Origin of the sequence: Candidatus Pelagibacter sp. HIMB1483 (assembly GCF_052048135.1) — a bacterium.
Classification (GTDB): Bacteria; Pseudomonadota; Alphaproteobacteria; order Pelagibacterales; family Pelagibacteraceae; genus Pelagibacter.
In genome coordinates this window covers 784,562-796,983 of sequence record NZ_JBNAIM010000002.1, presented here as the reverse complement: position 1 = coordinate 796,983, position 12,422 = coordinate 784,562, and the positions used below count along the sequence as shown (strand labels likewise).

Here is a 12,422-nt window from a genome sequence, read left to right as displayed (position 1 = left end):
AAAGGAATATATGAGTTTAAGTGACCCAATTGGAGATATGATAGCAAGAATTAAAAATGCTCAAGAGAGAAGCCATAAAAAGGTAGAGTTACCCTCATCAAACTTTAAAACAAAAATTGCTGATATCTTAAAAAATGAAGGTTTTATAAAAGATTTTAAAGTAAATAAAGAAAACAATAAATCATTATTGTCTTTAGAACTTAAGTACCACTCAGGCAACCCAGTAATTAGTACATTTGAAAGAGTTTCTAAACCAGGGAGAAGAATATTTTCAAGTGCAGATGGTTTGCCAAAAATCAACAATGGTTTAGGTATTGCAATAGTTTCAACACCTAAAGGTGTCATGACAGATATTGATGCTAGAAAACAAAGAGTGGGTGGAGAAATAATTTGTAAGGTATTTTAATGTCAAAAATAGGTAAAATAAATATTTCGATTCCTGAAAAAGTTAAAGTAGCTTTAGCTGGTAGTATCCTAAATATTGAAGGACCATTAGGTAAAAAAAAAATTAATATTGATTTAGATATCTTTAATCTTGATATAAAAGATGGAAAAGAAATTTCAATTAAACCAAAAAAGATAGATCAAGAAACAAAAAGATTATGGGGAATGAATCGAAGTTTAATTAATAATGCTGTTATTGGATCGAGTGCAGGATACGAAAAAACTCTAGAATTAGTTGGAGTAGGCTATAGAGCGGCTTTGAAAGGAAATCAATTAAATTTACAACTCGGTTACAGCCATGATATTAATTTTGATATTCCAGAAGGTATTAAAATTACTGTAGAAAAACAAACTACTTTAAAGATTAGCGGTTCTGACAAACAACAAGTTGGAGCAGTAGCTTCAAAATTAAAAACTTTAAGAAAAATTGAACCATATAAAGGTAAGGGAGTGCGAGAAAAAGGTCAATATGTTCTCAAAAAAGAAGGAAAGAAAAAATAATGAAATTAAACACAAGCAAAAGAAAAAGATTTAGAGTAAGCAATAAAGTAAAAAAAGTTGCTAGTAATGATAGATACAGATTAAGTATTTCTAGATCTTCAAAAAATATTTCTGCTCAAATAATTGATGATATGAAAAATATAACTCTTCTTGCAGCATCATCTGTAGAAAAAGATATTAGAACTGGTGAAAAAATAAATAAAACAGAGCTATCAAAAATTGTTGCAGAAAAATTGGCAAAAAAGGCACAAGAAAAAAAAATAACTAAAATTTACTTTGATAGAGGAATTTATAAATATCATGGTAGAATTAAAGTTTTTGCTGAAACTCTTCGTAAAAATGGAATGGAATTTTAAATATGGAAATAAATAAAGATAAAAAAACTGACGATATATTAGAAAAATTAGTTCATATAAATCGTATAACAAAAGTTGTTAAAGGTGGTAGAAGATTTGGTTTTTCAGCTTTAGTTGTTGTTGGTAATCAATCAGGTAAAATTGGTATAGCTCATGCCAAGGCTAAACAAGTTCCAGATGCCATAAAAAAAGCAAATGAAATGGCAAGAAGAAAGTTAATTCATATTCCTTTAAGAGAAGGAAGAACTATACATCATGATGTAAAAGCTAAAGATGGATCTGGAAGAATAGTATTGAGAGCGGCATCAAAAGGAACAGGAATTATTGCAGGTGGTCCTGTAAGGGCTGTTTGTGAAGTTTTAGGTGTGAAAGATATTGTTGCAAAATCAATGGGTACATCAAATGCACATAATGTAATTAGAGCTACAATGAAAGCATTATTAAAACAAAATTCACCAAAGCAAATATCAACAATTAGAAACAAGAAAATTTCTGAAATAATAGAAAAAAGAGGTTAATGATTAAATTAAATAACAGGAATAAATTAAATAAAACCAAAATTAGAGTTGGAAGAGGGATTGGCTCTGGCAAAGGTAAAACATCTGGAAGAGGTGTTAAAGGGCAAAAATCTCGATCAGGTGTTGCCATAAAAAGTTTTGAAGGGGGACAAATGCCTCTATACAGAAGATTGCCAAAAAGAGGCTTCAATCCATTAAATAAAAAAAATATTGCAATTATAAATTTAGATAAAATACAGTCATATATAGATAAAAAAAATATTAAAACTTCTGATGTTATTAATTCTGATTTGTTAAAAAAAAATAATCTTATAGATAAAAATTCTATAAAATTAAAGATTTTGGGCTCAGGTGTTATTAAAGACAAAATTAATATTGAGGCAGATCTGGCCTCTAAATCTGCTTTAGAAAAACTTGAAAAAATTGGTGGATCTATACAATTAAAAAAATAATTTTTATTAAATGAGCGCTTCTTCATCAAGTAATGATTTAAGAAATAGGATAATCTTTACACTTGCTATTTTAACAGTTTATAGATTTGGAACTTTTGTACCATTACCAGGAATAGATCCTGAACAATTAAAGATAATGATGGAAGGTAATCAAAAAGGATTACTTGGCATGTTCAATGTTTTCGCTGGTGGAGCTGTTAGCAGAATGGCTATTTTTGCGTTAGGTATAATGCCTTATATTTCATCTTCGATTATTGTTCAGCTTTTAACAGGTGTTTCAGATTATTTTAAAAATTTAAAATCTCAAGGTGAAATTGGGAGAGCGAAAATTACACAGATTACTCGATATGGAACTGTTTTACTTGCTACTGTACAAGGTTATGGTCTTGCAGTAGGTTTGGAGTCATCTGCTGGACTAGTAATAAATCCTGGATTGTTTTTCAAAATTTCTACTGTAACAACTATTGTTTCTGGAACTATTTTTTTGATGTGGCTTGGAGAACAAATTACTCAAAGAGGGATAGGTAATGGAATATCACTAATAATTTTTGCAGGAATTGTTGCAGAAATACCTCGAGCTTTAGTAACTACTTTTGAGCTTGGTAGAACTGGTGCTGTTTCAACTTTTTTAATCATTGGACTTTTTATTTTGTTAATATTAACAATTTTATTTATTGTTTTTATGGAAAGAGCATTAAGAAAAATATTGATAAATTATCCTAAAAGACAAATGGGAAATAAAATGTATGGTGGCGAGTCTTCACATTTACCTCTAAAAATAAATCAAGCTGGTGTAATCCCAGCTATTTTTGCGTCAGCGTTACTTTTATTACCAGTTACTTTTTCAAATTTTAATTTTTCTGATAATGAAACTTTTTTGAACATAAGTTCTTTTTTTACTCAGGGCCAACCATTATATATGTTGCTATATGCATCAGGGATAATATTTTTTACCTTTTTTTATACATCAATAACTTTCAATCCAACTGAAACAGCAGATAATCTTAGAAAATATGGAGGTTTTGTTCCTGGGATAAGACCAGGAGAAAGTACTGCTCTATACATTGAAAATATTTTAACAAAATTAACTACTATCGGAGCTTTATATTTGACTTTAGTCTGTTTAATGCCAGAATTTTTAATTGCAAACTACCCAATACCTTTTTATCTTGGAGGAACTTCAATTTTAATTGTTGTTGTTGTTGCAATTGATACAGTTACTCAAATACAAACTCGACTTATGAGTTCTCAATATGAGCAACTAATTAAAAAAACAAAATTTGGTAGATAGTTTTTGTGAATATTATTCTATTTGGTCCCCCAGGTGCTGGCAAAGGAACTCAGGCTAAATATTTAGTTAATAAACTTAACGGTTTTCAAATATCAACTGGAGATTTATTAAGACAAGAAGTTCAAAAAAATTCTGAAATTGGTAAAGTAATAGCTAGTGATATGGAAAATGGAAAATTCGTTAGTGATGAAATAGTTAACAAAATTATTAAAGATGTTATTTTTGATCCTTCTTTAAAAGGGAGATTAATTTTTGATGGGTACCCTAGATCAATAAGCCAAGCAAAAAATTTAGATTTATTGTTAGATAATTCCAATCAACAAATAGATTTAATTTTTTTTCTAAATGTAGACAAAGAAACAATAATAAAAAGAATAGAAAAAAGAAAAATTATCGAAAAAAGATCAGATGATGAATTGAATACTATACTTAAGAGATATGACACTTATATGGAAACAACTAAACCTGTATTAAATTTTTATTCTAAAAATCCCAAGTTTAATGAAATTGACGGAACACTTAAAATTGATGAAATAACCGCTAAAATAGAAGATTTTCTTAATGTTTAAGACATTGACTTTAAAAGATCTTCTTATATAAAAGGCTAAATTTATCACAAAATTTATGGCTCGTATTGCAGGAATAAACATCCCACAAAATAAGTTAGTTCATATTGGTTTAACTTATATTTATGGAATTGGTGATAAATTTTCAAAACAAATTTGTTCTTCATTAGCTATACCGAAAGAAAAAAGAGTAAATCAACTTACAGATGATGAAATTTTAAAAATTAGAGAGTATATCGATCAAAATTTTAAAGTAGAGGGTGATTTAAGAAGAGACTACTCATTGAGTATTAAAAGATTAATTGATTTAGCTTGTTACAGAGGCTCAAGACATAGAAAAAAATTACCTGTGAGAGGACAAAGAACAAGATGTAATGCTAGAACAAGAAAAGGCAAGGCAATAGCGATTGCTGGTAAAAAACTAACACCTCTTAAGAAATAATTATGGCAAAAAAAGAAAAAACAGAAAACAAAGAACAAAGTTTAGAAAAATCATCAAAAAAATCTGTTAAAAGCAGTTATTCAAAAAAAAAGAAAGTTAAAAAAAATATTCTCAACGGAATAGCCTACGTTCAATCAACATTTAATAACACAATTATATCTATTGCAGACACTAATGGAAATGTAATTTCATGGGCATCAGCAGGACAAAAAGGTTTTAAGGGTTCACGTAAATCAACACCTTATGCTGCTCAAATAGCAGCTGACGCAGCAGCTTCAAAAGCTTTAGAGTTTGGAATGAAAACTCTTTCTGTAGAAGTTAAAGGACCAGGATCTGGAAGAGAAACTGCATTAAGAGCTCTTCAAGCAAGAGGTTTTAGAATTTTATCAATTAAAGACACAACACCAATGCCACATAATGGTACTAGACCACCAAAAAAAAGGAGAGTTTAATGGAATTAGAAAATGTAAATGTAAAAAATTGGAAATCATTAATTAAACCAACAAAGCTTGACGTCAAAATTAGTGATGATTTAACTCACGCAACTATAGTGGCTGAACCTCTTGAAAAAGGTTACGGGTTAACATTAGGAAATTCATTAAGAAGAATATTGTTATCATCTATTAGAGGTGCTGCAGTAACTTCAATTCAAATTGATGGTGTTTTACATGAATTTACATCTATCAAAGGTGTAAGAGAGGATGTTACTGACATAGTTTTAAATGTTAAATCTTTAGCTTTAAAATGTGCTTCAGAAGGAACAAAAAAATTAGTTCTTGATGCAAAAGGTCCAGGTGAAATTAAAGCTTCAGACATAACATCAGTGCCTGATGTTGAAATTTTAAATCCAGATTTAGTTATATGTAATTTAGATGAAAATACTAATTTTCATATGGAAATGAATGTAAATACTGGCAAAGGATATGTTCCTGCTGAACTTAATAAACCAGAGGAACCGCCGCTAGGCTTAATTGCAATAGACTCTCTTTACAGTCCTGTAAAAAAAGTTTCATACTCAGTAAGTACTGCAAGAGAAGGTAAAGCATTAGACTATGATAAATTAACAATGGAAGTTGAAACAAATGGATCTATTTCTGCAGAAGATGCAGTGGCTTATTCAGCTAGAATTTTCCAAGACCAACTCAAAATGTTTATTAATTTTGATGAACCTGTAGAAGCTCCTGTAAAAGAAGTTTCGACTGAACCTGAATTTAATAAAAATTTATTGAGAAAAGTTGATGAGCTTGAATTGTCAGTGAGATCTATGAATTGTTTAAAAAATGATAACATTATTTATATTGGTGATCTTGTACAAAAATCTGAAGGGGAAATGCTGAGAACACCTAATTTTGGAAGAAAATCATTAAATGAAATAAAAGAAGTTTTGACTGGAATGTCATTGTATTTAGGTATGGAAATACCAAATTGGCCACCAGACAATATAGCAGAAATGTCTAAAAAATTAGAGGAAAGTATCTAATGAGACATGGAATGGCTAACAAGAAGTTAAATAGAACTTCTGAACATCGAAAAGCTCTATTAAAAAATATGCTTAATTCATTGATTAAGTATGAACAAATAAAGACAACTTTACCAAAAGCAAAATTCTTAAAACCTCAAGCAGATAAAATAATTACATTAGGAAAAAAAAACACTTTACATAACACCAAAATGTTAATTTCACAATTACAGGATACAGAGTCTGCAAATAAAGTTAGAAAAACTTTGTCTAAAAGATATGAAAAAAGAATTGGTGGATATACTAGAATAATCAAAGCAGGTTTTAGATATGGTGATAATGCACCTATGGCTATAATTGAATTTGTTGATAGGGATATACAAGCAAAAAAAGTAGATAAAAAGAAAAAAGATCCAGTTAAAGAAGCTGATAAAAAAGAAGATAAAAAAGTAGCTTCAGCTTAAAATAAATTCTAAAAATAGAAACATGATTAAGAGTTTTATCGTTGATTCAACGTGTAATAATATGCGTCTTGATAGATGGTTGAGAAATAAAATAGGAAAAATTCCTCAGGGATTAATAGAAAAAAATTTACGATTAGGCAAAATCAAAATTAATAAAAAAAAAACTAAAAGTTCTTTTAAAGTTCAAACAAATGACAAAATAGATCTATATAATTTTGATTTTAAAGAAGATATATATCAAAAAAAAAAACCATTTACGCCATCTAATGAAATAATTAAATCTAATGAAAATTTAATTATTGATAATAATGAAGACTTTATCGTTTTAAATAAAAGTGCGGGTATTTCAGTTCAAGGAGGTACAAAATCCAAAAAAAATTTAGTTGACATATTTGCTAAAAGTAAAATTTTTGAAGGATCAAAACCATACTCTGTTCATAGATTAGACAAAGATACTTCTGGTGTTTTTATAATGGCAAAAAATAGAAAATCTGCTCAATTATTAACATCATTATTCAGATTAAGAAAAGTTCATAAAACATATTTGGCTATATGTAATGGGGAAATTGAAAAAAATTCTGGGGAATGGAATGATGATTTAATCCGCTACGATAATGGGAAAAAGATTGTAGAAAAAGCAAAAACGATTTTTAAAGTAATTGATAAAAATTCAAATTCGAGTTTAGTAGAAATGAAGCCAATAACTGGAAGAAAACATCAATTAAGAAAACAATTATTTAATATTGGACATTCAATTTATGGTGATAAAAAATATAACTCATCATTATCAACTAAACGTATAAATAAAGACTTAATGCTTCACTCATATCAAATAAAATTTATGATAAATAATAAAAAATTTACTTATAAAGCTTTATTACCTGATTATTTCAAAAAATTATTAAAAACTAAAAGACTCAACTTATCAAATTAGAAATAAAGTTTTTAATTAATTTATCATCTATTCCTTTATAATCTTGATTTTTAATTTTTTTAAGGTTTGTTACACCTTTATCTTTTATACCACAGGGTATTATAGCATTATACTTTTCTAAATCATTGTTAATATTTATTGAGAAACCATGATATGCAATCCACTTACTTACTCTTACACCTATAGCAGCAACTTTTTCTATATTATTATTGTTCTCATACCAGATGCCTATATTTTCCTTGTCAGCAAAAGTTTCAATATTATAGAATTTGAGTGTATCAATTATTGTTTTTTCAAGAATAGAAATAAATTTCCTGATATCTTTTTTATCTTTTTTTAAATCAATTACAAAATAACAAATTAATTGACCTGGACCATGATAAGTAATTTTTCCACCTCTATTAGTTTTGATAACATTGATAGATTTATCTAAAATTTCTTTTTCATTATAGCTAGTGCCTGCAGTATAAAGTTCCTCATGTTCTAAAATCCATATCAAATCATTAGAATTTTTTTGGCTTATTTCATGAAGGCGTTTCTCCATAAATGCTATCGCATGTTCATATTTTACTGGTTTTTGTGATTTTTTAATTTCTATACTCATTTATAAATTGTATTCTTTTTATTATGTATTAAAAGATCCGTCAGAATAATATGTAATTTTATGACTTTAATAAAAAAAATAAAAGATAAAAAAGTCAATTTTGAATTCAATAAAGAATATATAAAAGTTGTTACTGACAAAATATCTAACAATGATGCTTTATTTATAACAAATTCTTTCAAAGAAATGCATCCTGCTGATGCTGCTGATATAATTGAACATTTAAGTCAAAATGATAGAGAAAATCTTATTAAACTTAATAATTTTAAGATTAATCCTGAGGTATTCATTGAACTTAATGAATCTGTACAAACTGAAATTATTAAATATTTGTCTTCTGACGCAATTGTAAGAATATTAAAAAATCTTGAATCTGATGATGCAATAGCAATTTTAGAAAATGTTGAAGAAAAAGATAAAAATTCAATTTTAAGTTTATTACCACCAAAAGATCGTTTCGCTCTTTTAGAAGGTCTTAGTTATCCTGAGGAAAGTGCAGCTAGGATTATGCAGAGAGAATTTACTGCTATACCAAGTAATTGGTCCGTGGGGCAAACAATTGATTATCTGAGAGAAAATAAAGATTTGCCAGAACAATTTTTAGAAATTTATATAGTAGATGAAAATTTTAAACCAATTGGAGCTGTACCTTCCTCTAAAGTTCTCAGAACATCCAGAGAGACTAAAATGTCTTCTATAATGGACGATTCAATTTTTTTAATTCCTGTAGATATGGACAGAGAAGAAGTTGGACATTCATTTGAAAACTATAACTTAAATTCAGCTTGTGTTGTTGATAAAAATAATAAATTAGTAGGTATGATTACATCAGATGATGTTCTTACAGTTTTAAAAGAAGAAGCTGAGGAAGATGCTTTAAGATTAGCAGGTGTGGGTGATGAAGAAATTACAGATGGTGTAATTACAAAAACAAAAAGAAGATTTAATTGGTTATTATTAAATTTATTTACAGCTTTTTTAGCTACTTATTGCATAAGTTTATTTGGTGCAACAATCGAACAAATGGTTGTGTTAGCTTTTTTAATGCCAATTGTTGCCTCAATGGGTGGGAATGCTGGAATGCAAACTTTAGCCGTCACTGTTAGAACACTTGCAACAAATGATCTTACTAAAAATAATTTTAATCAAAATATTTTAAAAGAATTCAATATAGGTATTTTAAATGGGATTATTTTTGCAATAATAAGTTCTTTTATTGTTCAAATTTGGTTTCAAGATTATCAACTTTCTTTAATAATATCCATTTCAATGATCTTAACCATGGTTGTAGCTGGTTTGTTTGGTATCTTAGTTCCTGTTACACTTAAAAAGATGAACATCGATCCTGCTATTGCTTCTAGTGTTTTCGTTACAACCATAACTGATGTAATTGGATTTGTATCATTTTTAGGAGTTGGAGCTTACTTTCTATAAATCTTAGAAGTTATCAATAAGTCTAATTTTTCTTATATAGTAAGCAATAAATATTCTAGAATTAGTTATGTTTGTATCTTTTTTAAGATTAAATTTATTTCTCATTTCTAGATATTCGACTTTAACATTTTTTAAATTATTGATTTCTTTTTTTTTAAGATTAATAAGTTTTTCTATATTTTTTTTCTTATTCAATATTCTTTTAAAATTGTTTAATTTTTTTGAGATACTTCTAGCAGTTTTTAATTCATTATCTTTAAGATGTAAGTTTCTTGAAGAAAGAGCTAAACCATGATTGTCTCTAATAGTTTTACAAGAAATTATTTTACTTGTACTTTTTTTTTTTAAATAATTTCTAACTAAATACAATTGTTGAAAGTCTTTTTCTCCCATAAAAATTTTTTTTGGTTGAATCATTTTTGTAAAACGATCCATAACATCTATTACACCTTCAAAATGACCTTTTCTATATTTAGCACATAAAATCTTATCTTTTTTAGGAATTTTGATTTTTCGTTTGAAATTATAAATATCATTTATATTTGGAAGAAAAACAAAATCTACCTTTAACTTTTTTAGAATTGATAGATCTTTTTTTCTATTTTTAGGGTATTTCGTATAGTCTTTTTTGTTATTAAATTGAGTAGGATTTACAAAAATACTTACAATTGTTTTTTTACATTGTTTTTTTGAATTTTTGATTAAAGAAATGTGACCTTGGTGAAGACTTCCCATTGTTGGCACAAAACCTAAGTTTGACATACCAAATAATGCCTCATTTAAATCAATTTTATTTAATAAAATTTTCATTTGTATAAAACAATTTAATAAGTAAAACATTTAAATGATTAAACAAGCAATTATTCCATTAGCTGGTTTAGGTACAAGATTATTACCTTTAACCAGTGTTTTTGCTAAAGAACTTTTGCCTATAAATGGTAAGCCGGGCATTGAATATATTTTAGATGAATGTATTGAAGCAGGGATTAAAGAAGTAATATTTATAATTTCAAAAAAAAAGAAAATGATTAAAGATTATTTCCATAATGATAAATTTTATAAAAAGATAATTGCAAAAAAAAAAGATACTAGAATTATCAATGAATATAAAAAAATTTTGAAGTATAAAAAAATGATAAAATTTGTTTATCAGAACAAACCATTAGGAACAGGTGATGCTGTATTAAAAACCAAAAAGTACATTAAAGATAGATTTTTTTTAATGTTATTGCCAGATGACCTAATAGTTAAAAATAATTGTTCAAAATCAATGATTAAAATTCACAATCAATATAAATCATCAGTAATGGCTAGCATGAATGTTGATAGAAAAACAGTTTCTAGATGGGGAATTTATAAACTTAATAAAAAAATAAATAAAAATAATTATTCAATAAAAGATGTTATTGAAAAACCTTCAATAAAAAAAGCACCATCTAACAAAGCTGTAATTGGAAGATATATTCTACCAAAAAATATTTTTTCTAAACTAATGAAACAAAAACCTGGAAACAATGGGGAAATACATATAACAGATGCTATACAATCTTTAATTAATGAAAATTACAAATTCATAGCACACAATTTTTCTGGAAAATACTTAGATTGCGGAACTATGAAAGGTTATATTAAATCATCTTTGGAGATTTCAAAATTATGAAATTATGTATGATAGGAACTGGTTATGTAGGTTTAGTAAGTGGTGTATGTTTTTCTGATCTAGGTAATGATGTAATTTGTGTGGACAAAGATAAAAATAAAATTGATTTACTTCAAAAAGGGAAAATTCCTATTTATGAACCTGGCCTATCTGAATTGGTAATCAAAAATTTTAGAAATAAAAAATTATCATTTTCAACAAATTTACAAAAATCAGTAAAAGAGTCTGATATAATTTTTATTTGTGTTGGTACTCCAACTAAAAAAGGTGGGAGTTCTGCTGATTTAAGTCAAATCTACAATGTCGCTAAAGAAATAAGTTCTTCAATAAATAAATTTAAGATAATTATTACCAAATCAACAGTTCCAGTAACTACTGGCGATGAAATAGAAAAAATTATAGCAAAAAAAAATAGCAAAAAAAAGTTTTCAGTAGTCTCAAATCCAGAATTTTTACGAGAGGGTGAAGCAATAAGAGATTTTTCATATCCTGATAGAATAGTAATTGGATCAAATGATAAAAAATCAAATCGTATTTTGAAAAATTTGTATAATCCCTTAATTTCCAAAGGAGCTAAATATCTAAACACATCAAGAAGATCTGCAGAATTAATAAAATATGCTTCTAATGCTTTTTTAGCTACAAAGATTACTTTCATAAACGAAATTGCTAATTTATGTGAAAAAACGGGAGTAAATGTAGAGGATATATCAATAGGTATGGGTTTAGATAAGAGGATTGGTGGTCGTTTTTTAAGAGCTGGGCCTGCATACGGTGGATCTTGCTTTCCAAAAGACACCAAAGCAATTATTACGACAGCCGACAGGTTTAAATCAAACCTTTCAGTAATTAAATCGGTTATTAAGTCAAATGAGAATAGGTCAAATATTTTATTAAAACGAGTACATCAAATATTAAATAATAAAATAAAAAATAAAAAAATATCTTTTTTAGGTGTAACCTTTAAAGCTAATACAGATGATATGAGAGATTCTTCGAGTTTAATTATGATACCTTCTTTATCTAAAAAAGGTGCAATTATAAGATATTATGATCCAACTGGATTTAAAAAAGAATTTGCAAAAAATGAAAATGTTACTTTTGAAAATTCAATTAAAAAAGCAATAGAGGGTTCAGATCTTGTCATAATTCACACTGAATGGAATGACTTTAAATCAATAAATTTTAAAAATTTAGTGAAGAAAAAAAAGTTTATTATATATGATATGAGAAATATATATTCACCTGAAAAAATAAAAGAACAAGGTTTAAAATATTTTAGTATTGGAAGATAAAA

At 27.1% G+C, this 12,422-nt stretch carries 17 protein-coding genes; 15 read left to right on the top strand and 2 right to left on the bottom strand.

Features of this window, described 5'->3' with window-relative positions; genetic code table 11:
- The first annotated feature begins 10 nt into the window (after nt 1-10).
- Genes rpsH through ACTTAV_RS04870 form a run of 12 tightly spaced genes read left to right on the top strand, consistent with a single transcriptional unit; the run spans nt 11 to nt 7,427 of the window.
- The gene (rpsH, locus tag ACTTAV_RS04925; RefSeq protein ID WP_440670608.1) at nt 11-406 is read left to right on the top strand and encodes a 30S ribosomal protein S8; all 396 of its coding nucleotides are present in this window, start codon (nt 11-13) and stop codon (nt 404-406) included.
- The gene (gene rplF / locus ACTTAV_RS04920; protein WP_440670606.1) at nt 406-945 is read left to right on the top strand and encodes a 50S ribosomal protein L6; all 540 of its coding nucleotides are present in this window, start codon (nt 406-408) and stop codon (nt 943-945) included. The genes rpsH and rplF overlap by 1 nt, the downstream gene beginning before the upstream one ends.
- Nucleotides 945-1,301, top strand: a complete 357-nt coding sequence (gene rplR, locus ACTTAV_RS04915) for a 50S ribosomal protein L18 (protein WP_440670604.1) — start codon at nt 945-947, stop codon at nt 1,299-1,301. The genes rplF and rplR overlap by 1 nt, the downstream gene beginning before the upstream one ends.
- Before the next feature lie 2 nt (nt 1,302-1,303).
- Complete coding sequence (gene rpsE, locus ACTTAV_RS04910) at nt 1,304-1,819, top strand: 30S ribosomal protein S5 (protein ID WP_440670602.1); 516 nt, start codon at nt 1,304-1,306, stop codon at nt 1,817-1,819.
- Nucleotides 1,819-2,271 carry a 50S ribosomal protein L15 gene (gene rplO, locus ACTTAV_RS04905; RefSeq protein ID WP_440670600.1) on the top strand — a complete coding sequence of 151 codons (453 nt, stop codon included), beginning with the start codon at nt 1,819-1,821 and terminating at the stop codon, nt 2,269-2,271. The genes rpsE and rplO overlap by 1 nt, the downstream gene beginning before the upstream one ends.
- 10 nt (nt 2,272-2,281) lie before the next feature.
- Nucleotides 2,282-3,562 carry a preprotein translocase subunit SecY gene (gene secY, locus ACTTAV_RS04900; protein ID WP_440670599.1) on the top strand — a complete coding sequence of 427 codons (1,281 nt, stop codon included), beginning with the start codon at nt 2,282-2,284 and terminating at the stop codon, nt 3,560-3,562.
- 5 nt (nt 3,563-3,567) lie between these two features.
- Nucleotides 3,568-4,131 (top strand): adenylate kinase, encoded by a 564-nt coding sequence (locus ACTTAV_RS04895; RefSeq protein WP_440670597.1) that lies wholly within the window; start codon nt 3,568-3,570, stop codon nt 4,129-4,131.
- A 55-nt stretch (nt 4,132-4,186) separates the two neighbouring features.
- Nucleotides 4,187-4,570: a 30S ribosomal protein S13 gene (gene rpsM, locus ACTTAV_RS04890; RefSeq protein WP_440670596.1), complete on the top strand. Its 384-nt coding sequence runs from the start codon at nt 4,187-4,189 to the stop codon at nt 4,568-4,570.
- Between the two features lie 2 nt (nt 4,571-4,572).
- On the top strand, nt 4,573-5,022 hold the full coding sequence (rpsK, locus tag ACTTAV_RS04885; protein WP_440670595.1) for a 30S ribosomal protein S11: 450 nt from the start codon (nt 4,573-4,575) through the stop codon (nt 5,020-5,022).
- On the top strand, nt 5,022-6,050 hold the full coding sequence (locus ACTTAV_RS04880; RefSeq protein WP_440670594.1) for a DNA-directed RNA polymerase subunit alpha: 1,029 nt from the start codon (nt 5,022-5,024) through the stop codon (nt 6,048-6,050). The genes rpsK and ACTTAV_RS04880 overlap by 1 nt, the downstream gene beginning before the upstream one ends.
- Complete coding sequence (gene rplQ, locus ACTTAV_RS04875) at nt 6,050-6,493, top strand: 50S ribosomal protein L17 (protein ID WP_440670593.1); 444 nt, start codon at nt 6,050-6,052, stop codon at nt 6,491-6,493. Before ACTTAV_RS04880 ends, rplQ begins: the two co-directional genes overlap by 1 nt.
- 22 nt (nt 6,494-6,515) lie before the next feature.
- Nucleotides 6,516-7,427, top strand: a complete 912-nt coding sequence (locus ACTTAV_RS04870; protein ID WP_440670592.1) for an RluA family pseudouridine synthase — start codon at nt 6,516-6,518, stop codon at nt 7,425-7,427.
- Here ACTTAV_RS04870 and lipB read toward each other — a convergent pair.
- Nucleotides 7,411-8,031 carry a lipoyl(octanoyl) transferase LipB gene (gene lipB / locus ACTTAV_RS04865; RefSeq protein ID WP_440670590.1) on the bottom strand — a complete coding sequence of 207 codons (621 nt, stop codon included), beginning with the start codon at nt 8,029-8,031 and terminating at the stop codon, nt 7,411-7,413. The two genes, ACTTAV_RS04870 and lipB, sit on opposite strands and share 17 nt — an antisense overlap.
- Nucleotides 8,032-8,091: 60 nt before the next feature.
- Between lipB and mgtE the strand changes: the two genes are divergently transcribed.
- Nucleotides 8,092-9,465: a magnesium transporter gene (gene mgtE / locus ACTTAV_RS04860; protein ID WP_440670588.1), complete on the top strand. Its 1,374-nt coding sequence runs from the start codon at nt 8,092-8,094 to the stop codon at nt 9,463-9,465.
- A gap of 3 nt (nt 9,466-9,468) precedes the next feature.
- On the opposite strand, the gene panC is transcribed toward mgtE, so the two are convergent.
- The gene (gene panC / locus ACTTAV_RS04855) at nt 9,469-10,305 is read right to left on the bottom strand and encodes a pantoate--beta-alanine ligase (protein WP_440670587.1); all 837 of its coding nucleotides are present in this window, start codon (nt 10,303-10,305) and stop codon (nt 9,469-9,471) included.
- Between the two features lie 4 nt (nt 10,306-10,309).
- On the opposite strand from panC, the gene ACTTAV_RS04850 reads away from it, so the two are divergent.
- Together ACTTAV_RS04850 and ACTTAV_RS04845 are read left to right on the top strand one after the other, a co-directional pair.
- A complete protein-coding gene (locus tag ACTTAV_RS04850; protein ID WP_440670585.1) occupies nt 10,310-11,125 on the top strand; it encodes a sugar phosphate nucleotidyltransferase in 816 nt (271 codons plus the stop codon).
- A complete protein-coding gene (locus tag ACTTAV_RS04845; RefSeq protein WP_440670584.1) occupies nt 11,122-12,420 on the top strand; it encodes a UDP-glucose dehydrogenase family protein in 1,299 nt (432 codons plus the stop codon). Before ACTTAV_RS04850 ends, ACTTAV_RS04845 begins: the two co-directional genes overlap by 4 nt.
- Nucleotides 12,421-12,422 lie beyond the last annotated feature (2 nt).

Coding starts and splice junctions, on each gene's coding strand:
- ACTTAV_RS04845 (WP_440670584.1), top strand. CDS start 11,122: ATGAAATTATGTATGATAGGAACTGGTTATGTAGGTTTAGTAAGTGGT.
- rpsM (WP_440670596.1), top strand. CDS start 4,187: ATGGCTCGTATTGCAGGAATAAACATCCCACAAAATAAGTTAGTTCAT.
- rpsE (WP_440670602.1), top strand. CDS start 1,304: ATGGAAATAAATAAAGATAAAAAAACTGACGATATATTAGAAAAATTA.
- mgtE (WP_440670588.1), top strand. CDS start 8,092: ATGACTTTAATAAAAAAAATAAAAGATAAAAAAGTCAATTTTGAATTC.
- rpsK (WP_440670595.1), top strand. CDS start 4,573: ATGGCAAAAAAAGAAAAAACAGAAAACAAAGAACAAAGTTTAGAAAAA.
- rpsH (WP_440670608.1), top strand. CDS start 11: ATGAGTTTAAGTGACCCAATTGGAGATATGATAGCAAGAATTAAAAAT.
- lipB (WP_440670590.1), bottom strand. CDS start 8,031: ATGAGTATAGAAATTAAAAAATCACAAAAACCAGTAAAATATGAACAT.
- ACTTAV_RS04880 (WP_440670594.1), top strand. CDS start 5,022: ATGGAATTAGAAAATGTAAATGTAAAAAATTGGAAATCATTAATTAAA.
- rplQ (WP_440670593.1), top strand. CDS start 6,050: ATGAGACATGGAATGGCTAACAAGAAGTTAAATAGAACTTCTGAACAT.
- ACTTAV_RS04870 (WP_440670592.1), top strand. CDS start 6,516: ATGATTAAGAGTTTTATCGTTGATTCAACGTGTAATAATATGCGTCTT.
- rplO (WP_440670600.1), top strand. CDS start 1,819: ATGATTAAATTAAATAACAGGAATAAATTAAATAAAACCAAAATTAGA.
- secY (WP_440670599.1), top strand. CDS start 2,282: ATGAGCGCTTCTTCATCAAGTAATGATTTAAGAAATAGGATAATCTTT.
- rplF (WP_440670606.1), top strand. CDS start 406: ATGTCAAAAATAGGTAAAATAAATATTTCGATTCCTGAAAAAGTTAAA.
- ACTTAV_RS04850 (WP_440670585.1), top strand. CDS start 10,310: ATGATTAAACAAGCAATTATTCCATTAGCTGGTTTAGGTACAAGATTA.
- panC (WP_440670587.1), bottom strand. CDS start 10,305: ATGTTTTACTTATTAAATTGTTTTATACAAATGAAAATTTTATTAAAT.
- rplR (WP_440670604.1), top strand. CDS start 945: ATGAAATTAAACACAAGCAAAAGAAAAAGATTTAGAGTAAGCAATAAA.